At 59.6% G+C, this 25,696-nt stretch carries 26 protein-coding genes; 16 read left to right on the top strand and 10 right to left on the bottom strand.

What is annotated here, in order from left to right; translation table 11 throughout:
- Positions 1–34 precede the first annotated feature (34 nt).
- Positions 35–463: a cytochrome c-550 PedF gene (gene pedF, locus G7W63_RS11235; RefSeq protein ID WP_166257554.1), complete on the bottom strand. Its 429-nt coding sequence runs from the start codon at positions 461–463 to the stop codon at positions 35–37.
- A gap of 281 nt (positions 464–744) precedes the next feature.
- Here pedF and G7W63_RS11230 point away from each other — a divergent pair, with 281 nt between their 5' ends.
- The 5 genes from G7W63_RS11230 (at position 745) to G7W63_RS11210 (ending at position 5,477) form a co-directional block, all read left to right on the top strand.
- A complete protein-coding gene (locus tag G7W63_RS11230) occupies positions 745–1,914 on the top strand; it encodes an ABC transporter substrate-binding protein (RefSeq protein WP_166257551.1) in 1,170 nt (389 codons plus the stop codon).
- A 35-nt stretch (positions 1,915–1,949) separates the two neighbouring features.
- On the top strand, positions 1,950–2,924 hold the full coding sequence (locus tag G7W63_RS11225; protein ID WP_166257548.1) for a YVTN family beta-propeller repeat protein: 975 nt from the start codon (positions 1,950–1,952) through the stop codon (positions 2,922–2,924).
- On the top strand, positions 2,921–3,649 hold the full coding sequence (locus G7W63_RS11220; RefSeq protein WP_166257545.1) for an ABC transporter ATP-binding protein: 729 nt from the start codon (positions 2,921–2,923) through the stop codon (positions 3,647–3,649). Before G7W63_RS11225 ends, G7W63_RS11220 begins: the two co-directional genes overlap by 4 nt.
- A complete protein-coding gene (locus G7W63_RS11215; protein ID WP_166257542.1) occupies positions 3,646–4,452 on the top strand; it encodes an ABC transporter permease in 807 nt (268 codons plus the stop codon). The genes G7W63_RS11220 and G7W63_RS11215 overlap by 4 nt, the downstream gene beginning before the upstream one ends.
- A gap of 359 nt (positions 4,453–4,811) precedes the next feature.
- Complete coding sequence (locus G7W63_RS11210) at positions 4,812–5,477, top strand: response regulator (RefSeq protein ID WP_166258357.1); 666 nt, start codon at positions 4,812–4,814, stop codon at positions 5,475–5,477.
- Positions 5,478–5,525: 48 nt separating this feature from the next.
- Here the strand turns inward: G7W63_RS11210 and G7W63_RS11205 are convergent, their stop codons facing one another.
- From G7W63_RS11205 to G7W63_RS11190, 4 genes are all read right to left on the bottom strand, one after another.
- Positions 5,526–8,132: a hybrid sensor histidine kinase/response regulator gene (locus G7W63_RS11205; protein WP_166257539.1), complete on the bottom strand. Its 2,607-nt coding sequence runs from the start codon at positions 8,130–8,132 to the stop codon at positions 5,526–5,528.
- Positions 8,116–9,390 carry a nitric oxide-sensing protein NosP gene (gene nosP / locus G7W63_RS11200; RefSeq protein ID WP_166257536.1) on the bottom strand — a complete coding sequence of 425 codons (1,275 nt, stop codon included), beginning with the start codon at positions 9,388–9,390 and terminating at the stop codon, positions 8,116–8,118. The genes G7W63_RS11205 and nosP overlap by 17 nt, the downstream gene beginning before the upstream one ends.
- 152 nt (positions 9,391–9,542) lie before the next feature.
- The gene (locus G7W63_RS11195; protein ID WP_166257533.1) at positions 9,543–10,652 is read right to left on the bottom strand and encodes a porin; all 1,110 of its coding nucleotides are present in this window, start codon (positions 10,650–10,652) and stop codon (positions 9,543–9,545) included.
- Between the two features lie 226 nt (positions 10,653–10,878).
- Positions 10,879–12,255, bottom strand: coding sequence for a wax ester/triacylglycerol synthase family O-acyltransferase (locus G7W63_RS11190; protein ID WP_341273682.1), 1,377 nt, complete (start codon positions 12,253–12,255; stop codon positions 10,879–10,881).
- 413 nt (positions 12,256–12,668) lie between these two features.
- Here G7W63_RS11190 and G7W63_RS11185 point away from each other — a divergent pair, with 413 nt between their 5' ends.
- Both G7W63_RS11185 and G7W63_RS11180 read left to right on the top strand, forming a co-directional pair.
- Positions 12,669–13,592 carry an alpha/beta hydrolase gene (locus tag G7W63_RS11185; RefSeq protein ID WP_166257527.1) on the top strand — a complete coding sequence of 308 codons (924 nt, stop codon included), beginning with the start codon at positions 12,669–12,671 and terminating at the stop codon, positions 13,590–13,592.
- An 82-nt stretch (positions 13,593–13,674) separates the two neighbouring features.
- Positions 13,675–14,433 carry a DUF8198 family protein gene (locus tag G7W63_RS11180; RefSeq protein WP_166257525.1) on the top strand — a complete coding sequence of 253 codons (759 nt, stop codon included), beginning with the start codon at positions 13,675–13,677 and terminating at the stop codon, positions 14,431–14,433.
- 24 nt (positions 14,434–14,457) lie between these two features.
- On the opposite strand, the gene G7W63_RS11175 is transcribed toward G7W63_RS11180, so the two are convergent.
- The gene (locus G7W63_RS11175; RefSeq protein ID WP_166257523.1) at positions 14,458–14,739 is read right to left on the bottom strand and encodes a polyhydroxyalkanoic acid system family protein; all 282 of its coding nucleotides are present in this window, start codon (positions 14,737–14,739) and stop codon (positions 14,458–14,460) included.
- 173 nt (positions 14,740–14,912) lie between these two features.
- Here G7W63_RS11175 and ubiE point away from each other — a divergent pair, with 173 nt between their 5' ends.
- The 9 genes from ubiE to G7W63_RS11130 all read left to right on the top strand — a co-directional run bounded on the left by ubiE (position 14,913) and on the right by G7W63_RS11130 (position 21,124).
- Positions 14,913–15,698, top strand: coding sequence for a bifunctional demethylmenaquinone methyltransferase/2-methoxy-6-polyprenyl-1,4-benzoquinol methylase UbiE (gene ubiE, locus G7W63_RS11170; RefSeq protein ID WP_166257521.1), 786 nt, complete (start codon positions 14,913–14,915; stop codon positions 15,696–15,698).
- Entirely contained in the window at positions 15,698–16,354 is a 657-nt protein-coding gene (locus G7W63_RS11165) for a ubiquinone biosynthesis accessory factor UbiJ (protein ID WP_166257519.1), read from the top strand. Before ubiE ends, G7W63_RS11165 begins: the two co-directional genes overlap by 1 nt.
- Positions 16,351–17,994, top strand: a complete 1,644-nt coding sequence (gene ubiB, locus G7W63_RS11160; protein ID WP_166257517.1) for a ubiquinone biosynthesis regulatory protein kinase UbiB — start codon at positions 16,351–16,353, stop codon at positions 17,992–17,994. The genes G7W63_RS11165 and ubiB overlap by 4 nt, the downstream gene beginning before the upstream one ends.
- A gap of 52 nt (positions 17,995–18,046) precedes the next feature.
- Positions 18,047–18,481, top strand: coding sequence for a phosphoribosyl-AMP cyclohydrolase (gene hisI / locus G7W63_RS11155; protein ID WP_166257515.1), 435 nt, complete (start codon positions 18,047–18,049; stop codon positions 18,479–18,481).
- A complete protein-coding gene (locus G7W63_RS11150) occupies positions 18,474–18,806 on the top strand; it encodes a phosphoribosyl-ATP diphosphatase (RefSeq protein WP_166257513.1) in 333 nt (110 codons plus the stop codon). Before hisI ends, G7W63_RS11150 begins: the two co-directional genes overlap by 8 nt.
- 83 nt (positions 18,807–18,889) lie before the next feature.
- Positions 18,890–19,135: a twin-arginine translocase TatA/TatE family subunit gene (gene tatA / locus G7W63_RS11145; protein WP_166257511.1), complete on the top strand. Its 246-nt coding sequence runs from the start codon at positions 18,890–18,892 to the stop codon at positions 19,133–19,135.
- Between the two features lie 11 nt (positions 19,136–19,146).
- Positions 19,147–19,605 carry a Sec-independent protein translocase protein TatB gene (tatB, locus tag G7W63_RS11140; protein WP_166257509.1) on the top strand — a complete coding sequence of 153 codons (459 nt, stop codon included), beginning with the start codon at positions 19,147–19,149 and terminating at the stop codon, positions 19,603–19,605.
- Positions 19,602–20,405, top strand: coding sequence for a twin-arginine translocase subunit TatC (tatC, locus tag G7W63_RS11135; protein WP_166257507.1), 804 nt, complete (start codon positions 19,602–19,604; stop codon positions 20,403–20,405). Before tatB ends, tatC begins: the two co-directional genes overlap by 4 nt.
- Positions 20,402–21,124, top strand: coding sequence for a 16S rRNA (uracil(1498)-N(3))-methyltransferase (locus G7W63_RS11130; RefSeq protein ID WP_166257505.1), 723 nt, complete (start codon positions 20,402–20,404; stop codon positions 21,122–21,124). The genes tatC and G7W63_RS11130 overlap by 4 nt, the downstream gene beginning before the upstream one ends.
- A gap of 33 nt (positions 21,125–21,157) precedes the next feature.
- On the opposite strand, the gene G7W63_RS11125 is transcribed toward G7W63_RS11130, so the two are convergent.
- The 4 genes from G7W63_RS11125 to G7W63_RS11110 form a co-directional block, all read right to left on the bottom strand.
- Entirely contained in the window at positions 21,158–22,384 is a 1,227-nt protein-coding gene (locus tag G7W63_RS11125) for a UbiH/UbiF/VisC/COQ6 family ubiquinone biosynthesis hydroxylase (RefSeq protein WP_166257503.1), read from the bottom strand.
- On the bottom strand, positions 22,381–23,658 hold the full coding sequence (gene ubiH / locus G7W63_RS11120) for a 2-octaprenyl-6-methoxyphenyl hydroxylase (RefSeq protein ID WP_166257501.1): 1,278 nt from the start codon (positions 23,656–23,658) through the stop codon (positions 22,381–22,383). Before ubiH ends, G7W63_RS11125 begins: the two co-directional genes overlap by 4 nt.
- Positions 23,659–23,660: 2 nt before the next feature.
- On the bottom strand, positions 23,661–24,980 hold the full coding sequence (gene pepP, locus G7W63_RS11115) for a Xaa-Pro aminopeptidase (RefSeq protein WP_166257499.1): 1,320 nt from the start codon (positions 24,978–24,980) through the stop codon (positions 23,661–23,663).
- A 73-nt stretch (positions 24,981–25,053) separates the two neighbouring features.
- Positions 25,054–25,662: a UPF0149 family protein gene (locus G7W63_RS11110; RefSeq protein ID WP_166257497.1), complete on the bottom strand. Its 609-nt coding sequence runs from the start codon at positions 25,660–25,662 to the stop codon at positions 25,054–25,056.
- Positions 25,663–25,696 lie beyond the last annotated feature (34 nt).

Raw genomic sequence — 25,696 nt, 5'->3', positions numbered from 1 at the left:
AAAAAGCTGCCGTCAACAGGCGAAGTGCACTTGATCATTGCGGTGGCGAAACCGATTCGATGTAGGTCTTGATGGCCCAGATGGCAGTCTGGTCCAGATTTTCCCTGAATGACGGCATACCGCGCTCGGTACCATTCATGACGCGACCTATGAAATATTCATCGTCCCATTCCGTGAGCTCTCGCAGGTCCGGCGTCAGCCCGCCAGACATGGCTTCAATGCCGTGGCAGACGGCGCAGTTACCGGCGTAGCCGCTCTTGCCAACGTTGATGGCCTCAGCGTAGTTGTCACCGTGCTCGTTGCCTTCGCGGAAGGGATTGACCATCAGCGCGTCCTTGCCAAGATCAGGCAGTTCTCCCGTGTCCACTTCCTGGGGCGTGACGTCGCCGTGTGACATGGCAAAACCCGCGATCGATAGGAGGCTGGCCGCAACCAGGGCCTTGAGTGAGAAAGAAACTGACATCTTGACGTACCTCTGTTTGAGTCCCCGTACGCTGGCCGTTTGTTGTAGGTGCTGCGCCAGCTACCTCGATCAAGTCTAGAAACTGCCCCCACCAATCAGAATGCCACTTTCGCGCCTTCGTTCTAGTTCCTTGGTAGTAGGTTCCGGGGCGCTCAGGAGGAAGGAGCGGAAGAATAGTTCTTTAGTACCGTCGGTTTCGTACTTTCTGAATATTTCGACAGTCGTATCGCTTCTCTAAGCTGCTGTGAATAACAACAACAGCGCAGCGAGGGCACGGCACTATGGATCTCAAAGGCAGGCTGCTGTTTGCTTCAACCCTCTGTGGCTGGCTGCTTACGCCGATGTCAGCTGCAGCTCTGGATGTGAAGATCGGTTACATACACTGGGTGCCCGACCAGGGCCCGGTGCTGTCCAATGTGACACCCGAACCGGAAGATGCGGGATTGCGGGGCGCTGAACTGGGCATCGCGGACAATAACGCCACCGGCCGGTTCCTGGATCAGAACTATAGCCTGGAGTCCGCCATGGCCAGTGATCAGGACGCTGCCATGGCCGCCCTTGACGACATGCTGGAAGCCGGCATTGAACTGTTCGTGACCCGCGTTCCGGCGGACACCGTCAGGGCGATGGCCAAACAGGCCGGCGACAAGGCCCTGATGTTCAATGCCGGTGCCTCTGACGACGACCTGCGGATCAGCGAATGTCAGCCCAACGTCCTGCACACCATTCCATCCTACGCCATGCTCACCGACGCCCTCGCCCAATGGCTGACCATGCGCCGCTGGAAAGAGGTCTTACTGATTACCGGCCCCACCGACCAGGACAAGGCCTGGGCCGAGGCCTTCCGCCGGGCCAGCAAGCGTTTCGGCCTGGAGATCATGGCCGACAAGGCTTGGACCTTCGATTCGGATCTTCGTCGCACGGCCTCCAAGGAGCTGCCCGCCTTCACCCAGGCCGGGGATTACGACGCCGTGGTGGTCGCCGATGTACGGGGTGATTTCGGCGAATACGTGCCCTTCAATACCTGGCTGCCACGGCCGGTGGTGGGCACCCAGGGCATGGGCCCGGAAGCCTGGCACCGGGTCATTGAGGCCTGGGGTGCCGCGCAGCTTCAGAACCGCTTCCGGGAACTGGCCGGCCGTGAAATGAACAGTGAAGATTACGCCGCCTGGGCCGCCGTTCGCAGCGTTGGCACCGCCGTCACCGCCCTCAGCAACGCCGGCCATTCGGCCGTTCGTGAGCACCTGTTTTCCGAGGATTTCCAGCTTGCGGCGTTCAAGGGTCGTAAGCTGACTTACCGTCCCTGGAACGGACAGCTGCGCCAGCCCATCCCTCTGGTTCACCCCCAGGGACTGGTGGCTACACCGCCGCTGGAGGGCTTCCTGCATCCGGAGTCCGAGCTGGACACCCTGGGCTACGACAAGCCGGAAAGTGACTGCCGGATCAATTAGCCCACCGACTGAAGAACAAAAAAGGAACCCTGCCCATGATAAACCTTTTCAAAATCGCCGCCCTGGCAGCGGCCGTTGGCCTGTCCAGCCCGGCCCTGGCAGGTCTGGCTTACGTCTCCAACGAGAAAGACAACACCCTCTCCGTTATCGACACAGACACCCTTGAGGTGGTGGATACCATTGAGGTCGGCGCCCGGCCCAGGGGTATCCTGCTGTCCAAGGACCATACCAAACTGTATATCTGCGCCAGCGACGACGACACCGTCCAGGTAATGGACCTGGCCACCCGCAAGATCATTGATACCCTGCCCTCCGGCGAAGACCCGGAGCAATTTGCCCTGCACCCCAACAACCGACACCTGTATATCGCCAATGAAGACGATGCCATCGTGACGGTGGTGGATGTACAAACCAAGGACGTGCTGGCCCAGATCGATGTCGGCGTGGAACCGGAAGGCATGGCGGTCAGCCCGGACGGCAAATGGGCGGTGAACACCAGTGAAACCTCCAGCATGCTGCACTGGATCAACACCGAAACCTTCGAGATCGAGAAGAACACCGTGGTCGGCCAGCGCCCCCGTCACGTGGAGTTCACCAAAGACAGCAAGATTGCCTGGGCCTCGGCCGAGATCGGCGGCACCGTGCACATCTTCGATGTGGATACCATTGAGGAGATCAAGCAGATCGACTTCCAGATCAAGGGTGTACCCCAGGACCGGGTACAGCCGGTCGGCATCCAGCTCACGTCTGATGGCAAGCATGCCTTCGTGGCCCTCGGCCCCTCCAACCACGTGGCGGTGGTGGATACGCAAACCTATGAAGTGCTGGAGTACCTGTTGGTAGGGGCCAGGGTCTGGCAGCTGGCTCTGGACAAGGACGAGAAGTTTCTCTATACCACTAATGGCGTTTCCGGTGATGTCTCAGTCATTGATGTGGAGGAACTGAAGGTGATCAAGTCCATAAAAGTGGGCCGCTACCCCTGGGGTGTGGTTATTGACCCCACTTCATGACCATTGAAGCCCGCCAGATCAGTTTCCAGTATGGCAGAACACCGGTCCTACGGGAGGTCAGCTTCACGCTGACCTCCGGTCGTTTCCACGCCCTGCTCGGCCCCAACGGCGCTGGCAAGTCCACCCTATTTGGCCTGATGACCCGGCTGCTGGCACTGCAGACGGGCGAGCTGTTAATGGAGGGCCGGTCCCTACGCAGGCAACCGGCCGATGCCATGCGACAGATCGGGGTGGTGTTCCAGCAGAATGCCCTGGACCTCGACCTGACCGTACGCCAGAACCTGTTCTATCATGCTGCCCTCCACGGTATGTCCCGCAAGCAGGCCCGCATGCGGAGCGACCAGGAACTGGAGCGATTTACCCTGACCGATCGCGCCAATGACCCGGTGCGGCTGCTCAACGGAGGCCACCGCCGACGGGTGGAAATTGCCCGGGCCCTGATGCACCAGCCGAAACTGCTGCTACTGGACGAACCAACCGTTGGCCTCGATGTAGCCAGCCGGGCCGGCCTCAATCGCCACGTACGAACCCTGTGCGAACAGGACAACCTGACCGTACTCTGGGCCACCCATCTGATCGAAGAGGTGCAGCCGGAGGACCGGGTCCTGATACTGCATGAAGGAAAGCTGCTGGCCGACGGCGCGGGGCACGACATCTGCGAAGCCGAGGGCCAGCCCGGACTGGCGGAAACCTTCCATGCCCTGACCGGAGCCGGACAAACATGAAGCCCGCCCATTACTGGCACTGCTTTGTTGGCATTCAGGCCCGGGAGTGGCTGCGGTTCTGGCAACAGCGCACCCGCTTCTTCAGTGCCCTGGTGCGCCCGCTGCTGTGGCTGGTGGTATTTGCCGCCGGCTTTCGGGCGGTACTGGGGGTGTCCATCATTCCCCCATACCAGACCTATATCACCTACGAGACCTACATCGCCCCGGGACTGTGCGGCATGATCGTGCTGTTCAACAGTATGCAGGGGGCGCTGTCCATGGTGTACGACCGGGAACTGGGCAGCATGCGGGTGCTGCTGATGAGTCCTTTGCCCCGGCCGTTTCTGCTGGTGACCAAACTGCTGTCCATGGGGGTGGTGTCGATCGGGCAGGTCTATGTGTTTCTGCTGGTGGCCCGGCTGATGGATGTGGAACCGCCGGCCTGGGGGTATCTTGCAGTGTTGCCGGCACTGCTACTGGCGTCCTTGATGCTCGGTGCCCTGGGGCTTCTGATTGCCACCTGGGTCAAGCAGCTGGAAAACTTCGCGGGGGTCATGAACTTCGTCATCTTCCCCATGTTCTTCCTCTCCTCGGCGCTGTACCCGCTCTGGAAAATGCAGGAGGCCAGTCCCTGGTTGTACTGGATCTGTCAGTTCAATCCCTTCACCCACGCGGTGGAGGCTATCCGCTTTTCGCTGTATCTGGAGTGGAACGGACAGGCCTTCGGCATCACCGCAGCGGTGACGCTGGTATTGGCAGCCATGGCCACAGCGGGTTTCCGGCCCCAGCGTACCCGGATCCTGTCAACGGGAGGCGCTGCCTGAGTGTGGCGGCATCACCTCGTTCGGGCCGTGCGAGGGCCAGGGCAAGGAAGCTGTCTATGGAAAGCATCCGAGGCAAAATGATGCAGTGACGCGAACCTGGAAGGGCCCAAGAATAGTACTTTAGTGCCTCTTCTTTTATGCGATCGTCGCATTCACCTGGCATGAGACTTAACGTGTAATGACACCATCATAATAATAAGCTAAGGCTCCGCGATGTTTAGCTGCTCGCCACCAAGACTGAGGCCTGATCCATGCTGATCACTCAAGCAAACCCGCCGGCTTCAAAAACCGATAGCGCAGACGCCACTCCCGCCGCCAAATCCGAAGCTGATGATCAGGTGAACAAGCCCATGGAGCCGGTGTACAAGATTCTGGTTGCTGATGACCACCCCCTGTTTCGGGAAGCCATCACCAGTGTCATTGCTTCGGGCTTTGCCGGCAGCGAGGTCATTGAAACAGCAGACCTGGACAGCGCCCTGGCCCTGACCCGCGAGCATGAGGACCTGGACCTGATCCTGCTCGACCTGAACATGCCGGGAATGCATGGCCTGAACGGACTCATTTCCCTGCGCAATGAAGCACCGACGATTCCGGTGGTCATTGTCTCTGCGGAGGAAGACAAGCAGATAGTTCTGCAGGCGATTACCTACGGCGCCATCGGTTTTATCACCAAATCTTCGCCCCGGGCACAGATGACCGAAGCCATCCAGCACATACTCAATGGCAACGTGTACCTGCCCTCTGACATTATCCGTACCGGTAGAGAACCCCAGCGTCGTCACCGCCAGGACGACAACCCGGTATCGCCCGAACTGCTGGGCTCCCTCACCCGCCGCCAGCTGCTGGTCCTGGAGCGCATGTCCAAGGGCGAGTCGAACAAGCAGATCGCCTACAACCTCAACATTGCCGAAACCACGGTCAAAGCCCACGTCTCTGCCATTCTGCGCAAGCTGAACGTGCATAACAGGGTACAGGCCATACTGTCCGCCAGCGACGTGGATTTCAGCCAGTACCTGAAACGTTGATCTGAAAATTAAGTAGTTTCGCCGATCCGAAGGCCATTATTCGCCGGGCTAACGTCCCTGCAGCAGGTGGTTCATGGCACTGCGCAGCTTTAGAGGTTTGACCGGCTTGTTCATCAGCAGATAACCCCGGTTACGGATGTGCTGCTTCAGGTCGTTGCTGTAGTTGGCGGTAATCATCAGCACAGGCACCGGCGTGGTGCGCAAGCGGTTGACCTCCGTCACCACATCGACCCCGTTTTCATCATTGTCCAGGTGATAGTCCGCCAGGATCACGTCCACGTCAGCACCGGTTAGATCCACTTTGGCACTCAGGTCCTCCAGCGATACCGCCGTAAGCACCTGACAGCCCCAACCCTCCAGAAGCGTCGCCATGCCCTGGCAAATGGCCAGGTCGTTATCCACAACCCAGACCAGTGCCCCCTCAAGATCACCGGTACTACCCTGAAGCATCCGCTCAGCCTGGGGTTTTCTGGGTTCAAGCTTGCCCAGCGGAACTTCCACACTGAACACCGAGCCCCTGCCTTCTTCTGACGACACCGTTACCCGATGCTCCAGCATCCGGGCGATCTTGTCGACGATCGCCAGACCCAGACCCAGACCTTTGTCCGGTGGTGACCCCGCCGGCCGTATGCGTTTGAATTCCTGGAATATCTCCGTCAGCTTGTCGCCAGGGATACCCGGCCCGGTGTCCCATACCTGCAACAGCAGGGCGTCGCCCCGGCGCCGACACCCCAGCAGAATCCGGCCACTGCCGGTGTAACGGATGGCGTTGGTCAGAAAGTTACGGAGAATACGCGCCAGCAGTTGCGAGTCCGACCGGACCACCGCCGACGACGGCACGAAAGCCAGCTCCAGCCCTTCGGCCGTGGCCATCTGGCGGAATTCACGGGCAATGTTGTTGAGCAGGTCGCGCAGGTCAAACGCGGTGACATCCGGCTTGATCACACCGGCGTCCAGCTTGGAAATATCCACCAGGGTGCCCAGCAGGTTCTCAACATCGTCAAGGGAGGTGCTCACCGACCTTACAAGCCCCTCCGCCCGCGGGCCGAAGGAATGTTCCAGCAGGGCACTGGTGAACAGCCGGGCCGCATTCAGAGGCTGTAGCAGGTCGTGGCTGACCGCCGCCAGGAATTTTGTCTTCGACAGATTCGCCCGCTCTGCCTCCAGCTTGGCGTCCCGCAGTCGCGACTCGACCGCGGCCCGCTCGTTGATTTCCTGGCGGAGCTGGTTGTTGAGCCCGGTCAGCGCGGACGTGCGCTCCTTGACCCGGCGCTCAAGGTTGTCGTACGCCTGCTGCAGGGCCAACGCGGTACGCCGGCGGTCGGTGATGTCGCGAATCATCACAAAGAAGCCGACGACGACGCCGTAGCTATCGAGGTTGGGTACATAGGAACGCAGCATGTAGCGCTGCTCGCCACGGCTGTTGGATTCCTCAAACTCAAAGGTGACGCTCTGGCCAGACAGGGCTTCCCGCACATGGGGTAGCAGGCGCTGATAGAGCTCCTCCGAGTGAATCTGCGCCAGGGTCCGGCCCAGCAGGGGCGCCCGGTCCGTGCTGTACCAGGCTTCATAGACTTTGTTGCAGAACTGGACGCTGAGGTCCGCGCCCACGTAGGCAATCAGGGCGGGCACGTGGTCGGTGACCACCCGGATCCAGCGCTCGCTTTCTTTAAGCGTTTCGGCGTAACGGTAGCGCTCGGTGATATCCGTGTAGGTATTGACAAAACCACCGTCAGGCATCAGATGGGTCTTGATCTCAATAACCGTGCCATCCACCCGCCGGTGTACTTCATCCAGGGCGCGATCGCCACCCTGCACCCTTGTTGCCGGCGTGAGCAATGGCACCTCGGAGGACGCCATCAGGTCGTCAAAGGGAATCAGTCCTGAAACCTGATGGGCAGCCAGGCCGATCAGGCTTAGGAACCGGTGATTCCAGACCTCCGGGTAGCCCGCCCGGTTAACCAGCACCACCCCCTGGGACAGGTTGTCCACGGTGGCCTGGAGGAGGCGGCTTTTTTCCGCCAGGGCCTCCTCACGGCGTGCCATCTCGCTGTTCTTGACGTCAGTAATGTCCGAATAGAGCACCACCAGTCCGCCTTCGCGGGTGGACCTTTCGGTCATCTGAACCCAGCGCTGGTTCGAAAGCAGATAGACCGTCCCCTCTGAATCCGGATCAGTATGTTCCTCGACGATCAGTCCCGAGGTCATTGCCAGCGTTTTTACCTCTGCCACTGAAGTGCCGGGCAGAATGTCGACGCCCGCGCCCCGCCAGTAACTGCGAAAACGGCTGTTGGCCTGGATAAGGCGGTGCTGATGGTCAAACAGTACAAAGCCATCAGCAATGCTCTCGATGGCATCACTCAGGCGCTGGCGAGTGGTTTCGGCCTCAACCCGGGCTCGGCTCAGGGCCTTGTTGCTGGCTTTGAGATCATCCATGGCCACGTTCAGGGCTTCGGTGCGCTCACGGACCTGCTCCGCCAGAATGACCGAATGCTCGAAAGCGGAATAGGGTTCAGGCTTGTGGGATGTGCTGGATTCTACCCGGGTAATGAGGGCATCGCGTATCCGGCGCAGGCGACTGTTCTCGCCCTCAAGCTCTGCAATCCTCTGATCTCTGGGGTCGCTCGGCTCACCAGCCTCACTCGGAACCGGCATCAGGCTGACCAATGACCACCCCCGTGAACGTTTGGTTGATGTGCATGCCCTCGAACTGCTCGCCGTAGGTATTGAAGCCGATGACCTTGTGAGCCTTCAGGAAGTCCGAGGTTTCTTCGGCTATACCCGTCAGTTCGGCCTCCCGCCGGCGCAGAAAACAGTCACAGCCAATCGTGACCAGCGGTGGCCCTACCGCAGCTTCGGCCTCTTCCAGCTGTCGCCGCAGGTTTTCCAGAAGCGGTCCCGGCCGCATGGCGGTCATTACGATGCCGGTCTCGACCGCACAGTAAAATGTGAGGCTCTTGTCGGCATTCACTCTCTGAACCGAGCGAAGGAAATAGTGATGACCTATGCGTACCGCCATAGGGCGAAGCGCAAAGATGGTACGGTCAAGCTCATCGACACCCACGCCCGCGACCCGAGCATAGGCATCAGCAGCGGGCTCGGCGTTAAGTTCGTAGACCGTGCGGCTGTCGCTGTCGGCGGCGGTGACGACAAGTTTGTCGCTCAGCTCGACCATGTGGTGTGTGGAGAAAACGCGGAAATCCAGCGAGGTATTAACCAGCAGCACCGTTGCCGCCCGGTCGTGAAAGCGCCCCTTGTGAAACACATGGGTATTGGCCAGGCGTTCGTCGTCCCCCGCTGATCCCCCGAAATGGGGGATGGTGCCTAGGGCGGAGTTCAGAGTTGCCAATACCAGCTCTTCGCGGCTGGACAGCCCGTCAAGCAGGGTAATGGCGAAGGTGTTGCCCTTGACCGGGGCAAGGCGCGAGTTCCGGCAGGTGACCAGCAGTTCCTCGATCAGATCCTGGGCATCCTGCAGACTGAAACTTTCCAGTTCGCTGATCAGCCCACAGCCGACCGAGAAATAGCGTCGGTCAAAGCCTATGGCGGTGATACAGCCACGACCATAGCCGTTGGGGGTGATTTCACCGGCCGATGTGCAGCCGCTGACATCAACGCCGGAAAACACGTGGTCGAGAGCAATGGCAAGACGCCCGAGATCGTATTCTGCCGAGCAGAAAAACAGCACGGAGCCGAGATGTTCGTGGTTCAGTTGGCTGGCGAGATTGGTGGCTGCCAGCGTGGGGTCACGGACATCCGAGCTCGCTACACGTACAGCAGGGAAAAGGGTCGCAGGCTTTTTCAACTCCGGCTCCGGAAAGGAAGGGTGTCGATTAGATTCTACGACTTCTGGGCGCTGGGCCAATGCGACTTCAGTGCTTTTGATCGGGGCGCCGAAACGGACATAAGCCATTGATAGCCAAGCCTCCCTTATCGAAACCTGTTCGGAACCACATCAGGCACAGGCATGAAACAGCACTTTAGTGCTAAGGCCGGCCCGTGGATGGACCGGCCCTGGCGCCTATGCTGATGGATCTGACGGTTCTGATGACCTCTGCAGTACCCTCAGAAAGTCACCACCGCGCCCAGCGCAATGGTATCTGCATCGACGGTTTTGGCATCGGCGCTGTTGGTTTCCTCGTACATGTTGTACTCAGCGACCAGCTTGAAGTTGCTATTGACGTCATGAAAAACCGCAACCGATGTGCTCTCGGACTCAAAGTCGCCGGTATCAAGGGCGTCGGTCTCGCCGTAGGACAGGACCAGCCGGTTGGCGCCCAGGGTGTAGGAGCCCTGCACCAGGTAACCATCAGACTCTTCCTCCACGGCCGGCGCATTGACGATCAACACCGGGTTGTTGCCATCGGAGGTGTAACCTGAAGCCGACAGGCTCAATCCGGCCACAGCCGCTTTCAGGCCATACCCGATGGCGGTGGAGTCGACACTTTCGGTGGCACTTTCGGATTCCTGGGAACGGCCGTTCACCCAACCGGTGAGGGTTACGCCCCCCAGGTCAGCGCTATACAGAGCCTCGGCCTCGAAGCGCGGCGACGATTGCTCGGAACCCGGGCCGGTGGTGTTGGCCGGCTCGAAGATGCCCACAGCCAGCTTGAATCCGCCCATATCGGGCGTGCGGTAGGTGATCTGGGCGGACGGTGTGGGATATTCGTAGCCGGCCCTGATGTTGCCGAATGATACACCACCGGCCAGCCCGGGCGAGCCAAAGCCCATCAGGATCTCGTCCAGGAAGATGTTGGAGCGGGAGTAAAGACCGAAATCCTTGCCAATGAGGACCTGGCCGAAGTCGCCGTCGACTGTAGCGTAGAACTGACGCACATCGATCTGGGTGTCAGTGGCCGAGCCCTGGCCTTCGCCGAGGGAATCGTTGATGGTTGCCCAGAAGGAGGAACGGCCACCGATGGTCAGCTCACCCATTTCCTTGCTGAAATTGAACCCGATGTAGTTGGGCAGAAACCCCATCTTGACGTCTGAGCTGGTGAGGTCGCTCACCTTGTCGTCGCGGTTGATATAGAAGGCGTTGAAATAGCCGTCCACCGTAAACGACGTACCTTCGCTGTTGTACACCTCCACCGCTGCATGGGCCTGGGATCCGACCACCGACAGGGCAGAAAGCGCAAGGGCAAGTCCCGGCAACCTGAATTTATTGTTATTCATAATTCCCCCGAATGTTTAAAAGCGTTAGTGGGGAAGGTCTGGTTCACGTGCCCTCCCACGGGACCGCTGCATCTGGTCCAGCCTTTATGATCCGGCAAGCAGGGAACGGGGGGAATGCGCCTAGGGAGCAGGTTCACTGCGTATTTAGGAGGCCATGGAAACGACACTTTGGGATTAAGACCAGGACGGCAAAAAGGGCTTGTAGGCTCTGATTGATACTGAAAGCTTAGGAGGAGAACTGTGTCAGGGCCTCGACACAGTGACAAAGGAAGGGGTCCGGGTCCGGCATGACGGCTTCATCTGCCACGACTCCGAACTGGACCTGTCCGGCATAGCTTACGATACTGATGCCCAGCCCGATATCACCGGCCTGGGGCACCCAGAACATCTGCTCGGTGATGCGGCAGCCAGCGAGATAGCGGGGCTCGGCGGTTCCTGGCACATTGGATACCACAGCGCTGGCCTTTCTGCAGAAAAGATCCGTCAGTGGTTCACACCAGGCGGCAGGCAAAAAGCCGGCCGCTCCGGTCAGCCCCCAGGCAATGGCTGGCTGCCAGCTCTTCTTGAGGCGCCGGGTTTCATGCTTGACCCGGTAAAGCCGTTCCAGAGGGCTGGCGCCATCCACCGGCAAAGGCACGAACACGGTGCCAAAATAATTGCCCAGCATGCCCGGCGTCGGTTGTATGCCCTCCGGCAACTGCCTGCGAATATCCACCGGTACGGCAGCGTGCAGGACAAGCTCATCCAGTTCAGTGTCCTGATCTTCGAGGCATCGCCTCAGAGCACCAGTAACACAGGCCAGAAGCACATCGTTGATGGTACATCCCGTGCGATGGGCAACCTCGCGAAAGTCTGACAGCGGCACAACAGCAGACCAGCGGCAAACCCGACGCCCCAGCAGGCCGGCTTTTAGGTGGGTCCTGTTATCTTCAGGCTCAACCAGAAACTGGCTTGTTTCATTGGCCGCCTTGAGGCCCGTGTGGGCCAGCCTCTGTACCCGATCCTTTACTGATCCGTTGCCCAGACGGGCAGGGTCATCAGTATCTTCGAGATTGCCAACGTCACCGCTGACCTTGACATCCTCGTGCAGAGCGGCAAGCCAAGACTCGGCAGCTTCGCGCCAACGGGCCGGGTCTGTACGTTCCCGTGCGCCATAGAGCACTGGGGGCTGTTGCGGCGAGCGGGTGCAGATGCGGTCAAAGACTCCCATCAGGGAGAGACCGTCGGCATAACAGTGATGAAGTCGCAAAACCAGTGCCGGTCCGCCGACCGCGTTCGGCAGAAACCAGAACTTCCAGCGTGGCCGGTAGTCTGGCAGTGGCTGGTTCAGGCGGGCAGAGACCCAGTCTTTGAACTGGGCCTCATTCAGGGCCGCGGGCTCGACCTGGATGTGATGATAAAGTTCGAAGGTGGGATCCGGCTCCCACCACCAGCCTGAGGTATTCCTGACCGGCATGCATGTGAATCGCTCCCAGGCCAGCCAGTAGGTCTCAAGGAACTGCCACAGGCGCTCGGTAGTCAGCTCCTCCACCCGCATCAATACAGTCATGGTCATGGGGTTGTTGGCGCGCTCGAGCGCAAGCCAGGCTGCATCCGCTGGCAATAAAAAACGCGATTCCTGTTGACTCAAGCCCTGGCTACCCCGGATGGCTGGCGAATGTTACAAAAAATACTGACCGTGCATTGTGCCAGACAAGGGGATACCCCTCCACAACGGGCGCGTTACAAAAATCTACAACGGATAACACCTTCATCTCTATACTGATTTATAGACAACATACAAGATCAGTCGCAAAACCGGCGAGTCAGAACTGGCCGTAGCGAGGCCAGAAAGGCGTATCTGGCGCCAATACATCTTAGGCACATCGACGCTAACTTGATCCAGTCTCTTACGAAGGATTTTCGGGGTCCCGCGAGAACCCGGTCATAAAGTTGAACTTACTACCTTTGCAAGAGCTTCAGTAATCCCCAGAGTATTAATAAGAAGACCGTCGCCGTATTGGCAGGAGAATGGTTATGAAAGCAAGCCATGTTCGCAAGCTGATCAAGCCCATAGACAGTGCTTACTCGGAAATGTTTTCTGGCCGTGTCTACCGTATTGGCCGCGGTGCCGTTTCTGTGCGCAACCACAGTGGCAATGCAGAGCAGACTGTTATCGGTGTGCACGGGTTTCTTGAGAATCACTGCTATTTTACCCAGGCCTATGATTCACCCAGCACTGAACTTATCCTGCTGACCTGCAGCAACTACCACATTCCGGTCAATGGCGTGTCCCTCGAGTCTGCCCCCTGGGAGAGAGCGATAAAGCCCCTGCCCGCTACCATTGAGTACGACGCCTGCATACTTAACCAGGCTCTGGAAAACCTGCCAAGTACCGACAACATCCGGATCCACGGGCATTCACGGGGTGGCGCGGTGATACTTCAGGCAGTGTCCGCACGACCGGAGCTCTACACCAACGTCGAGATCGTGCTTGAGGCGCCGGTTCTGCCCCAGGGCAAGCTGCACGCTCTTGTGACCACCATGCTGGAGCCCGTCAGCCACGGCATGTGGCCGTGGATCATCCGATTGATCAACAGCGCACCCTCGTCCGCTTACGGGCAGACATTCTTCGGAAAGATGAATCCACGCAAGAAGCAGCTTCTGGGCAAGCTGTTCTCGGCCACACAGGATCACCTCACCATCGTCCGCAATCTGGAAAACCTGATGGAATGGATGGAGCGCACCGACGCCAGCATCTATGAGCAGGTTCGCCACGGCACCTTCCTGATTCCCAGGGTCGACCGGATCCTGGATCGTACGTGCATGCTGGCCAGTGCCCGCCAGAGCCCGACCACCATGCGTATTGTAGAAACAGAAGCCCCCAGCCACTTCATCACCCTGGACAGCAATGAATGGATCCCGGGCTTTGATTCTCTGGGCATCGCTGAGCAGGGCTGACCGGCCCGTACTGCCAAAACCCGTCAGCCTCCGTTAAACTGGGACGCCTTGAAAGGACCGCCAGCAGGAGGCAAGCCCCACCATGTATCGCGAGCGATTGGTCGCCACCCCTGTCACATCCGACAATGCCCGCCAACTCCAGCATCAGTTGCTTGCCTACCACGACTTCCGCCAGTATAGGGCCGACCATTCCCTGGCGCCCGCGCTGGCAGCCCTGGGCGAATGGCAGGCCGAGCGACTCAAGGCGACCCACGAAGATCTCTACGAACACCCGGCTTATCGTCCGGGCCTGGTCTTTCTTCTGACAGACCTCTACGCCCCGGCGGGAATGACCCGTCGGGATGACAATGTTGATCGTGTCTTTCCTAAAATCGTCAAATGGTTACCTGACCATCTCCTGGACACTCTGGCCGGGCTGGTGGAGCTGAATCACGTCACCCAGCGGCTGGATCTTGATCTGATCGAACAGCTCGACCTGATGGGGCTGGAACCGGATCGGATGGACAAGGACGCCTATTGCGAAGCGTTTCGAGCGGGCGACAGCGGTCAGCGCCGTCGCCAGATAGCATTGGTTGAGCAGGTGGGCGGTCAACTGGACCGGTATGTACGTAACCGGTCCCTGGGCTGGTTACTGTCCATGAGCCGGGGCCCGGCAGAAATGGCCGAGCTGGAGGATCTGCATTCCTTCATCCACAGGGGCTACCGCGCCTTCCGGGCCATGGACAGGGTGGACGCACTGATTGATGAGGTTGTGGCCAGGGAAACCCAGGTACTTGAACAGATACTCGCAGCACACCCGGACCCTTTCAAGCTGACGGCCAGTCCTCCCAGAACCAGCTGATCCTTCTGATTAGCCGGACCCTGATCATGCCGGACCGGTAAGCTGATCCAGCTGGCTGTGGATTTCTTTCTCGATACGGGATTTGAACGGGCGCAGCATCAAACCCAGCTCAAGGCGAACGTGCAGAGAGTCGGGCAGGACATCCAGGTGACCCTTGACCCCGCTGCGCTTGAAGCGCATAACGTCGCCCTCCCACTCATAATCCACATCAAACTGACGGGAGAGGTCCCTGGCCAGGGTTTCAGCTGCCTCCCTGGCATGATCATGATCAAGGCTATGGGAACGGTGAACATCAATTGTGGACATGGTGAGCCTCTGCCGGAAGTGTTTAACTCCCAGTTTATGGAAACCGCAGCCGGACGCAAGGCCTGCCAGTTGGGCCTAAAACACCCTGAAATCCGGGCGATTGCGAACAAGTGGCTTGTAGCTAGCCCGCGGACCATTAGAATACAGGGTTCAGACTCGTACAGGATCCAGCAATGACTCAAGAGCGCGCGCCGTCCGACCAACCCCAGCCAGCCACGGAAGACACCACCCACTTCGGCTTCCGTAACGTCGCCCGCAGCCAGAAAGCCGGGCAGGTAGCCGAGGTATTCCACTCGGTGGCCGGCAAGTACGACATGATGAACGACCTCATGTCCATGGGCGTGCACCGTCTCTGGAAGCGCTTCACTATTGAGGTGAGCGGCGTCCGTCCGGGCCAACGGGTACTCGACATTGCCGGCGGCACCGGCGATCTCACCATGAAGTTCTCCGACCTCGTGGGCCCTGGTGGTCAGGTGGTACTGGCAGACATCAACGCTTCCATGCTGCAGGTGGGCCGCAGCCGCCTGATGGACCGGGGTTACGCAGGTAATATCGAATACGTGCAGGCGGATGCCGAGCACCTGCCCTTTCCGGACAACAGTTTCAATGCCGTCAGCATCGCCTTCGGCCTGCGCAACGTAACCGACAAGGACCAGGCTCTGCGGGATATGACCCGTGTCCTGAAGCCCGGCGGCAAACTGCTGGTACTGGAGTTCTCGAAACCCGCCAACCCGTTGCTGAGCAAGGCCTACGACTTCTACTCCTTTAATGCCCTGCCATTGATGGGACAACTGGTGGCCGGAGACTCCGGCAGCTACCAGTACCTTGCGGAGTCCATTCGCATGCACCCGGATCAGGACACCCTCAAGGGCATGATGGAAGCCGCCGGGCTGGTGCATTGCAAATACCACAACATGACCGGGGGCGTGGTGGCCCTGCACACCGGAATCAAGCCCTGATGTTCCCAGGGCCTACCCTGCGGGCTGCGGTGACGGGCGCCATTGAGAGCGCCATCAACCGCGCCCTGGAGCTGGACCCTGCCGGCCGTGAGGCTCTCCTGGAGGCACTGGCAGGGAGCGTCCAGTTTCGTATCAGCGGGCCCGGCACGCATCACCTGACCCTGCAGCGTCAGGGGGAGCAGGTTCGTGTTGGCAGTGAGCCTTTAGTGGACGCAGCCCTTGAAATCTCCGGCCCACCCCTGGCGTTTGCGGCTCTGGCGGCTGGCGATGAGAGCGTCTTCAGCCAGGGCCGGGTGGCCGTATCCGGTGATATGGCGATGGCACACCAGTTCCAGCGCGCTCTCGCCAGACTCCGGCCGGACTGGGAAGCCGCCCTCGCCCGACGCATAGGTGACGTACCTGCCCACTTTATCGGTCAACGTTTGAGAGAGGCCGTGAACTGGACCCGCAGGGCATCGGCGACGCTCAATGCCAACCTTGAGGAATACATCCACGAGGAGAGTGCCCATTTGCCCGGGCGCCGGGAGCTGGAAGCCACTTTCAGCGATATTGATCAGCTCTCCCTGAGGACAGAACGCCTGGAAGCCCGGGTGAAGCGCCTGCAGGAACGGGCGAACCCAGCGGATAAACAACCCCCTGACCCGGAGCCATCGTGACTCGCCTGTACCGTCTGTTTCGTATCATGTGGGTCTTTTGCCGCTACCGGCTCGACAGCCTGATCCCCCGGGACGAGCTACCCGCAGCTCTGAAATTTCTGTTGCTGTTCGCGCCCTGGCATTTTTTCACCCAGCCCAAGCTGGACCGGGGCGATCGCCTGCGGCTGGCTCTGGAAGAGCTGGGGCCGGTCTTCGTCAAGTTCGGCCAGATCCTGTCGACGCGGCGCGATCTGTTGCCAGACGATATGGCGGCATCCCTGCGGCACCTTCAGGACCGGGTACCGCCCTTTCCCGGGACCCAGGCCCAGGCAATCATTGAGAAATCCCTGGGCGCCCCAGTCGGGGAACTGTTCAATGCCTTCGACCAGAGCCCCATGGCGTCAGCTTCGGTCGCTCAGGTTCACGCCGCCACCTTGCGCGACGGACGCAAGGTCGTGGTCAAGGTTATCCGACCTGGCATCGAGCGCACCATTCAGCAGGACATCGCCCTCATGTACCTGATGGCGCACGGGCTTCAGCGCTACTGGTCAGAAGGTCCCCGCCTGCGCCCGGTGGAGGTCGTCGCGGATTACGACACAACCATCCATGATGAGCTGGACATGATGCGGGAGGGCGCCAACGCCAGCCAACTAAGACGGAATTTCGAGGGCTCGACCCTGATCTATATTCCCGCCATCGACTGGGACTACACCCGCAAGCAGGTTCTCGTGATGGAACGGGTCAGCGGCATCCCCATCGGCGACGTGCCGGCGCTCCGGGCGGCAGGGGTGGACATGAAGGTGCTGGCAGAAAAAGGCGTCGAGATCTTCTTTACCCAGGTTTTTCGTGACAGTTTCTTCCACGCCGACATGCACCCGGGCAATATCTTCGTCGATGCCAGCAATCCGGCCGATCCACGATATATCGCCATCGACTTTGGCATAGTCGGCACCCTGGCACCGGATGACCAGAGCTATCTGGCACGCAACCTTCTGGCCTTTTTCCGGCGCGACTACCGCCAGGTGGCCCAGCTTCATATCCAGTCCGGGTGGGTGCCCGCCCATACCAGGGTCAATGAGTTTGAGGCCGCTATCCGTACCGTGTGCGAGCCCATTTTCGAACGGCCCCTGCGGGATATCTCGTTTGGCCAGTTCCTCCTGCGCCTGTTCCAGACCGCCCGCCGTTTCGAGATGGAAGTGCAGCCACAACTGGTACTACTGCAAAAAACCCTGCTTAACGTTGAAGGCCTCGGGCGGCAGCTATACCCGGATCTTGACCTGTGGAGCACAGCCCAGCCCTTCCTGGAGAAATGGATGCGCCAGCGGGTTGGTCCTGCGGGACTTTTCAAAACCCTGCAGTCGCACCTGCCGGCCTGGCTGGAACAGTCCCCGGAGATGCCTCAACTGGTACACGACGCGCTAGTGCAGATACGGAGCACAAACCCTGCGATCGCTGACAACACGGCAACCCTCGAGCGCATGAAACAGCAGCAGGCCCACTCTGACCGGCGCTGGCGTAGGCTGGCGCTGGCTGCGCTGCTACTCGGTGGCGCCTGGCTCAGCACTCGGGATGACCTGACCACGCTCGCGGTGCAAATGCCCTGGTACGGCTGGGCCATGGCAGGCCTTGGCGTATGGTTCGTGTTGCGTAGTACACGTTGAGCCGGTTACGAGGCACAATAGCCCCTCACTTTATTTTTCAGGGTTCACTGAAATGCAAGATTCAGCCTCTAATGTAGCGTCTCAGGAATGGCTTGACGCCGTTCGCTGGGACGCCAATGGCCTGGTTCCGGCAATCGCCCAGGATGCGACGACCGGCGATGTTCTGATGATGGCCTGGATGAACAAGGAGGCGCTGCAGCTAAGCGCACAGGAAGGTCACGCGGTTTATTGGTCACGTTCCCGTGCGCAGCTTTGGCGCAAGGGCGAGTCTTCCGGGCATCAGCAGGTCATTCGTGAAATCCGTCTGGACTGTGACGCTGACGTGGTACTCCTCAAGGTGGAACAAAAGGGAGGCATTGCCTGTCATACTGGACGCCGCAGCTGTTTTTACCGGCGCCTGGAGAGCGGCAGCTGGACCGTTACAGATCCGGTCCTGAAGAATCCGGCCCTGATCTACGGCAATGGCGGAGGACATGGTCATGAGTGACGTTTTATCGCGCCTGGCTGAAGTACTGGAAGCCCGGAAGTCCGCTGATCCGGAAAGTTCTTATGTGGCGAGCCTCCACGCCAGGGGTCTGAACAAGATCCTTGAGAAGGTAGGGGAAGAGTGTACTGAAACTCTGATCGCGGCCAAGGACGCTGAGCACAGTGGGGTCACGGACGAATTGATTAGTGAGACCGCGGATCTCTGGTTTCACTGCATGGTGATGCTGTCGAATCTTGGGGCAGGCCCTGAAGACGTCATGGACGAGCTGGCAAGACGCTTTGACCTATCCGGGCTGGAAGAGAAAGCGTCTCGGGCGCAGAAGTAATACTCCTGGTGGATTCTCGGATTCCGGCCAGAGCTGGCGTACAATAAAATGAATTCCGACATTAACGTTGATGAGGAACCCTTATGGGTATCAGTATCTGGCAATTACTAATCGTGCTCGGCATAGTGATTCTGCTATTCGGAACCAAGAAGCTGCGCAACATAGGCACGGATCTCGGTGGTGCCATCCGCGGATTCAAGAAGTCCATGGATGACGACGAGCCAGCCAAAGGTGACAAGAATGAAAACCTTGAGAGCAAGGCCGACGCCCAAGCCTATACCGCACAGGAAGCCCGGACTGAAAAGGCCGAAGAAAAGACCCGCAGCTGAGTATGGCCTGAATGTTCGATATCGGCTTTCTTGAGCTTCTGATCTGCGGCGTTATTGCGCTGCTTGTACTGGGCCCGGAACGACTGCCTACGGCAGCTCGTACGGCGGGACGCTGGGTAAGAAAAACCCGACACATGGTAAGCCAGTTTACTTCCGAGCTTGACCGCCAGTTGAAGGCCGAAGAACTTCGGGAGCAGCTTAAAAAAGCCGGAGATGTGGGGCTTGAAGACGTTGAGAGAAATGTGCGCAGCGCTCTGGATGAAGCCAAAAAGTACGAACACCTCAAGATCGATAATAAGGCCCGGGTATCCCGTCCTGCACCGACTGACCCGAACCTTGAGCAACCGAGGTCACCAGAGCAGTCAAACCCAGATCTGCCAGTGCCTGACTCCGGTAGTCAGCAGTCAGGCACATCGGGCGATTCTGCCTCCAGCGCAACCGCTGATCGCGCCCCGGAAAATCGTTCATGAGCACCAGCCCCAACGAGCCTGATAACACTACTGAAAACCAGTCGGAAATGCCCCTGGTAGAACACCTGCTGGAACTGCGTAACCGCCTGCTCAAGATGGTGCTGGCCACCCTTGTCTGCTTCGCCGCCATCTACCCTTTCGCCAACGAGCTCTACCTGTGGCTTTCGGAGCCCCTTCGGGATTTGCTACCCGAGGGTCAGATGATGATCGCCACCGATATCACCGCGCCCTTCTTTGCGCCCCTGAAACTGGCCCTGGTGGTGGCTGTGTTCGCGGCTATACCGGTGATTCTCTACCAGCTCTGGAGCTTTATTGCGCCGGGGCTGTACAAGCACGAGAAACGACTGGCTTTTCCGCTTCTGGCCACCTCGGTTGTTCTATTTTACTTGGGTGCAGCCTTTGCTTACTTCGTGGTGTTTCCGCTGGTGTTCGGCTTTTTCACCGCCATTGGCCCCGAGGGCATTGTGGAACTGCCTGACATCAGCAGTTACCTCAACTTCGTGCTCAAGATGTTCTTCGCCTTCGGGGTAGCGTTTGAAATTCCTATCGCCACCATTCTTCTGATTCTGTCAGGGGCCACCACGGCCTCTTCCCTGGCTGCAAAAAGGCCCTATGTGGTTGTCGGCTGCTTCCTGATCGGCATGCTGCTGACACCGCCGGACATCATTTCCCAGACCCTGCTGGCGGTGCCCATGTGGATCCTATTCGAACTTGGCGTTCTGTTCGGCCGCATGGTTGAGCGCCGACCGGACGCCGAGGCCGTAGCTGCTGATAGCCCCGGTAGCAGCAACGGCAAATGAATCTGGCACTGCTGTTCCCTGAGGACTTTATAACCCCTGACCGGGTCCGTCTTACTGGGCGTCGGCGCACTCATCTGGCTGAAGTTCGCAAAGCCTGCGCCGGGGACAGGGTACCTGTGGGCATGGCTGATGGTGACCTCGGTTGGGGTAGCATCGTCGCTCAGGACGAGGATACCGTCGAGCTGGCAGTGGACTTCTCGGAGCCGGCACCTGCGCCGCTGCCCCTTACCTTGGTGCTCGCCATGCCCCGGCCCAAGATGTTCCGGCGGGTGCTTCAGACCGCAGCCTCGCTGGGCGTGAAGGACATCTGGCTGATCAACAGCTACAAGGTCGAGAAGAGTTTCTGGCAAACGCCGCTTCTGGCCGGGCCCCAGCTAAGGGAGAACCTGATTCTGGGACTGGAACAGGCACGGGACACCGCCATGCCCCGGGTTCATATCCGCAAACTCTTCAAACCCTTCGTGGAAGACGAATTGCCGTCGCTGACAGAGCAACGTCCGGGGCTGGTGGCCCACCCCGGCTCTGACGAGCCCTGCCCCGTTCATCTGAGCCGCCCGGCCACTCTCTGCATAGGACCTGAAGGCGGGTTTATCCCTTACGAGGTTGAAAAACTGATCGAAGCGGGCTGCCGGGGGGTTCATCTGGGTAAGCGAATTCTTCGGGTTGAGACGGCGGTCCCTGTGTTGGTCAGCCGTTTATTCGACGGTTGCATTCGGTAGCGGTGCCGGCCCAAACCACGCTCAGTTTATAAGCTATTTATGCATCCCCATGGCCTCGGCAGCAATGCGATTGCGCAATGCCGGCATACTATTGAGCCAGCGCATGCCGGTATTTCTCACCCAGCGTACTGCCAGCTCATCACTGCCAAACAGGGACCTGAATCCGTCCATTGCGGCCATCATTGCCAGATTCTCGCCTTTGCGACGGCGCTGGTAACGGGCCAGCACAAGCTCATGGGCTGGCGACAGCCGGTCGTTCCTGGCCCGAGCCAGCTCTTCCAGCAATACCCTTACATCGCTGTAGCCGAGATTTGCCCCCTGGCCTGCCAGAGGGTGGATGCTATGGGCCGCATCACCCACCAGCGCCAGCCCCGGCCGCACGTAATCCTTGGCGTGACGCTGCCGGAGGGGAAAGGAAACCCGTCTGGAAACGGCCACTATCCGGCCGAGCCGGGCTTCAAAGGCCCGCTCCAGCTCTGCCATGAAGTTCTCATCATCAAGGGCGGCCAGTCGTTGGGCCTCACTAGTATCCTGGGACCAGACAATGGAACAGAAGTGTTGGCTGTCGTCGCTGCCTGTACTTAAAGGCAAGAACGCCAAGGGGCCGGTGGCAGAAAACCGTTGCCAGGCTGTGTTCTGATGCCCCTGCTCGGTCTGCACCGTGCAGACCAGGGCCTGCTGCTGATAATCCCATTCGCGGGTGGGCAGACCCACCCATTGTCTCAAGCGGGAATTGGCACCATCAGCGGCCACTGTCAGCCGCGCCTCCACCCGTCGGCCATCGGCCAGGCTGATGCCCCGTCGCGGGCCATCTTCCCACCAGCCATCGACCTGGACACCGGCCATAACCTCGATGTTGCTCGCCAGCGCTGCCTGCAACAGGGACCGGACCACAAGACTGTTTTCAACGATGGCCCCGAGGGCGGGCGCATGCAATTCGCCGGCATTGAACTCAATATGGCCAGTACCTTCCCCGTCCCAGACCACCATGCGTTGGTAAGGGCAGTGACGGCTATCGGCCTGGGCCGGGGGCCAGGCCCCGAGCCCCGACAGTAGGCGCTGGCTGGCAATCGACAGGGCACTGACCCGGGGCTCGAAGGTTTCGACCCCGGTTGCCGGTTGCGGCAACGCCAACAAACTGTCTGCGGGCGCAGCCTCTACCAGAGTGACCTGCCAGCCCTGCTGCTCCAGCCCCAGTGCCAGAGCGGTGCCGATCAGGCCGGCGCCCACCACCAGGATATCGCAACTGCGGGTGGTCATGATTTGGCTCCAGTCGCCGGATGATTCAGCCCCATGGCTTGCCTGGCAAACCAGCGCCGCGCCGGAGGTATCAGGTCCAGCCCGACCAGGCCCGCATCCCTTAAGGCCGCCAGGGCAGGACTCTGGCTGCCAAACACCTGTATCAGCGAATCAGAGAATTGCACGGTACGCTGCCAGTCCTGGCAATGGCGGTCCTGGTAGCCTTTGAGAATGGCAAGTTCTCCCAAAGGCCGCTGATCATTCACTGCAAGGCTGAACTGATCAACCAGCGTCATCAGGCCCCGCAAGGCCAGGTTGAAGCCCTGGCCGGCCACCGGATGAAGCGTATGGGCGGCGTTTCCCACCAGTACAATCCCGGGCCGGACGTTTTCTTTGACCGTATTGAGAACCAGGGGGTAATGATGGCAGGTGCCCACCCGGGTAAAGCGTCCCAATCGCCAGCCAAAGCGGCTCTGCAGGCGACGGCATTTCTCCTCATCACTACAGGCCAGCAATTCGTCCAGTTGGTGCTTGGCCAGGGTCCAGACCAGTGCCGAGGTTGATGCTGACCGGCCCGGCCCTCCGCCAGGCAGCAAGGCCATTGGGCCCGCATCGGTAAAGCGCTCAAAAGCGACAAATTCATGGCAGTTGGCGGTAGACACGTTGGCAATCAAGGCGTGCTGCTGGTAGTCGCTGTGATCAACCTGAAAGCCCAAACGCTCCCGCAAGCCTGAGCGACCACCATCCGCCACCACCAGGCACTGGGCCGTCACACTGCGCTTCTCACCCTCAGCGCTCACCTTGACGCTGACCCCGGAAGCCAGGGGTTCTACGTCCGTGACCTGGGCCGGGGCCTGCCAGGAGAGATTGGGTAGATCCTGCAGCGCCGCCATCAGCGAGAGCCCCAGCCAGCGGTTATCCACCACATAGCCCAGCGCTTCCTGATTGTGCTCATCGGCCGCCAGACGAGTAGCGCCGAAGCGGCCGCGGTCAGAGACATGAATGCGCCTGATGGGCGTCGCCTGCCCGGCAAGCCGGGACCAGAGGCCCAGTTTTTCGTATATGAGACGGGAGCCCCAGGCCAGTGCTGTGGATCGGGCATCGTAGCTGGGCTGGTAATCCTCAGGCAGGGCTTCGGCAGACAGTGGAAAGGCTTCCACAACGGTTATTCGCAGGCCCGGCTGAGCCTGGCCCAGGGCCAGCGCGAGAGTCGCCCCGGCCAGACCTCCACCGGCAATCAAGACATCCGTGTCCAGCGAGGGCGAATCATTGTTGTGGCCGGGCTCTGTGGTCATGATCAGCCCGCCATCAGGGATTCGATGTCGGCGATGGTCTTGGGTGCGGCGTCCGTCAGCACACGGCAGCCCTCACGGGTAACCACCACGTCGTCTTCGATGCGGATGCCAATGCCGCGCCATTTCTCTTCCACGTCCATATTGCCAGGCGCAATATACAGCCCGGGCTCAACGGTCATCACCATCCCCGGCTCAAGCACGCGCCAGGCATCGCCGACTTTGTAGTCGCCCACGTCATGGACGTCCAGACCCAGCCAGTGACCGGTCCGGTGCATGAAGAAGGGCTTGTACGCCTCCTTCTCGATCGCCTCGTCTAAGCCAAGCTTTATAAGTCCCAGATCAATCAGGCCCTGGGTCAGCACATTCAAAGCAGCCTGGTGGGGATGATTCCAGTGGTTGCCGGGTTTGACGGCTTCGATAGCCGCATACTGGGCCGCCAGCACTACCTCGTAAAGCGCCCGCTGGGGTTCAGAAAAGGTCCCGCTCACCGGGAACGTGCGGGTTATGTCCGAGGCATAACATTCAAGCTCGCAACCAGCATCGATCAGCACCAGGTCGCCCTCATTCAACGGCGCACTGTTCTCGATGTAATGCAGGATGCAGCCGTTGGCGCCACTGCCGACAATAGAGGGGTAGGCGGTGGAGCGGGCGCCGTGTTCCATGAACGTATGGATGAGTTCGGCTTCAAGCTGATATTCGTAGCCGCCCTTCCCGGCCCGTTTCATGGCGCGGCAATGGGCTTCTGCACTGATTTCCCCGGCTTTGGCCATGACCTTTATCTCGTTGGCGCTCTTGTAGAGCCGCAGGTCATGGAGCAGATGTTCAAGGGCGACGAATTCCCCCGGCGGATGGGCACCAGAGCGCACTTTCGAACGGATAATCTGAACCCAGTCCATCACCTGGGCATCAAAACTGTGGTCCTTACCGAGGGGGTAGTACACCCGGCTGCGGCCTTCAATCATGCCGGGCAGAATCTCGTCGATGTCGGCTATGGGAAAGCCGTCATCAATACCATAGCGTTCAACGGCCCCTTCGGGTCCGGCCAGAAAGCCGTCCCAGAGCTCTTTTTCGGGATTGCGCTCGCGGCAGAACAGCACGGATTCGCCCGTCTCCCGCCCGGGAATAAGCACCAGAACGGCGTTGGGTTCGCCAAAGCCGGTAAGGTAATGAAAATCGCTGTCCTGGCGGAATGGGTGCAGGACATCGCGATTACGGACCCGTTCCGGTGCTGATGGAATAATTGCGATGCTGTCCGGGGCCATCTGTTCCATCAGCCTGCGACGACGCTGGGAAAATTCCTTGATGGGCATAATCTGGCTCATGCTTACTCCCTTGGCTGAACTGTAAAATGTAGAGGGGTTACCAGCCTGGCCTCTTTATCTGTCCGCCAGGGCATCAGTGCACAGTGCCGGATTTGCCGGCCTGCGTTCCGGCGGTTTCGGGCGGGTTGAATTCGGTAAATACCGCCAGAGCCCCGAGGCGGACGTATTCCACGATTTCGGTCAGCTGATACTCGCCGTCTTCACTGTCTTCCTCGGTTTCGCTGACCTGGCTGATGGCCACGAGGTCTTCTATCAGCTCGCGGATTTCCTCGGGGGCTTCGCCCAATGGGCTGGAAGCGCCCACCGTCATGCCTTCAAGAAAGCCCCTGACCCAGGCCGACAGAGCCTGTACCCGATGATCAAGACTGTAATCGTCCTCCGGCAACAGTGGCTGAAAACTCATATCCGATGTTTTCAGTTCTTCCAGAGCACGGTCATACGCCGCGATCATGAACTCCTTGAGTTCCGGCGACTCCTCTGGCGCACTGGCAGGAATGCCCATTTGTTCGCAGACCGTCTGCAGCCAGCTGTTCTCATCCATACGGGCACCGGCCGCAAGCCGACCACAGAGAGCGCCATGAAGCTCGGAAGGATGACTGAAGGCTTTGTGCATGGTGTAGACGTTGGCCCAGTGCTCGAAAGCACCGATGTCGCTGGCCTCGGAAAGATCAGTCGGGGTCATGGGCCATCCTATTGCTGTCGGTGTTTGGGATTAA

This window comes from Marinobacter salicampi (assembly GCF_011074795.1).
GTDB classification, from domain to species: domain Bacteria; phylum Pseudomonadota; class Gammaproteobacteria; order Pseudomonadales; family Oleiphilaceae; genus Marinobacter; species Marinobacter salicampi.
This window is presented reverse-complemented; position numbering and strand designations above follow the sequence as displayed.

Excerpts from the sequence above, each read along its gene's own strand:
- pedF (WP_166257554.1), bottom strand. The coding sequence starts at position 463 with ATGTCAGTTTCTTTCTCACTCAAGGCCCTGGTTGCGGCCAGCCTCCTA.
- G7W63_RS11230 (WP_166257551.1), top strand. The coding sequence starts at position 745 with ATGGATCTCAAAGGCAGGCTGCTGTTTGCTTCAACCCTCTGTGGCTGG.
- G7W63_RS11225 (WP_166257548.1), top strand. The coding sequence starts at position 1,950 with ATGATAAACCTTTTCAAAATCGCCGCCCTGGCAGCGGCCGTTGGCCTG.
- G7W63_RS11220 (WP_166257545.1), top strand. The coding sequence starts at position 2,921 with ATGACCATTGAAGCCCGCCAGATCAGTTTCCAGTATGGCAGAACACCG.
- G7W63_RS11215 (WP_166257542.1), top strand. The coding sequence starts at position 3,646 with ATGAAGCCCGCCCATTACTGGCACTGCTTTGTTGGCATTCAGGCCCGG.
- G7W63_RS11205 (WP_166257539.1), bottom strand. The coding sequence starts at position 8,132 with ATGCCGGTTCCGAGTGAGGCTGGTGAGCCGAGCGACCCCAGAGATCAG.
- nosP (WP_166257536.1), bottom strand. The coding sequence starts at position 9,390 with ATGGCTTATGTCCGTTTCGGCGCCCCGATCAAAAGCACTGAAGTCGCA.
- G7W63_RS11195 (WP_166257533.1), bottom strand. The coding sequence starts at position 10,652 with ATGAATAACAATAAATTCAGGTTGCCGGGACTTGCCCTTGCGCTTTCT.
- G7W63_RS11185 (WP_166257527.1), top strand. The coding sequence starts at position 12,669 with ATGAAAGCAAGCCATGTTCGCAAGCTGATCAAGCCCATAGACAGTGCT.
- G7W63_RS11180 (WP_166257525.1), top strand. The coding sequence starts at position 13,675 with ATGTATCGCGAGCGATTGGTCGCCACCCCTGTCACATCCGACAATGCC.
- G7W63_RS11175 (WP_166257523.1), bottom strand. The coding sequence starts at position 14,739 with ATGTCCACAATTGATGTTCACCGTTCCCATAGCCTTGATCATGATCAT.
- ubiE (WP_166257521.1), top strand. The coding sequence starts at position 14,913 with ATGACTCAAGAGCGCGCGCCGTCCGACCAACCCCAGCCAGCCACGGAA.
- G7W63_RS11165 (WP_166257519.1), top strand. The coding sequence starts at position 15,698 with ATGTTCCCAGGGCCTACCCTGCGGGCTGCGGTGACGGGCGCCATTGAG.
- hisI (WP_166257515.1), top strand. The coding sequence starts at position 18,047 with ATGCAAGATTCAGCCTCTAATGTAGCGTCTCAGGAATGGCTTGACGCC.
- G7W63_RS11150 (WP_166257513.1), top strand. The coding sequence starts at position 18,474 with ATGAGTGACGTTTTATCGCGCCTGGCTGAAGTACTGGAAGCCCGGAAG.
- tatA (WP_166257511.1), top strand. The coding sequence starts at position 18,890 with ATGGGTATCAGTATCTGGCAATTACTAATCGTGCTCGGCATAGTGATT.
- tatB (WP_166257509.1), top strand. The coding sequence starts at position 19,147 with ATGTTCGATATCGGCTTTCTTGAGCTTCTGATCTGCGGCGTTATTGCG.
- tatC (WP_166257507.1), top strand. The coding sequence starts at position 19,602 with ATGAGCACCAGCCCCAACGAGCCTGATAACACTACTGAAAACCAGTCG.
- G7W63_RS11130 (WP_166257505.1), top strand. The coding sequence starts at position 20,402 with ATGAATCTGGCACTGCTGTTCCCTGAGGACTTTATAACCCCTGACCGG.
- G7W63_RS11125 (WP_166257503.1), bottom strand. The coding sequence starts at position 22,384 with ATGACCACCCGCAGTTGCGATATCCTGGTGGTGGGCGCCGGCCTGATC.
- ubiH (WP_166257501.1), bottom strand. The coding sequence starts at position 23,658 with ATGACCACAGAGCCCGGCCACAACAATGATTCGCCCTCGCTGGACACG.
- pepP (WP_166257499.1), bottom strand. The coding sequence starts at position 24,980 with ATGAGCCAGATTATGCCCATCAAGGAATTTTCCCAGCGTCGTCGCAGG.
- G7W63_RS11110 (WP_166257497.1), bottom strand. The coding sequence starts at position 25,662 with ATGACCCCGACTGATCTTTCCGAGGCCAGCGACATCGGTGCTTTCGAG.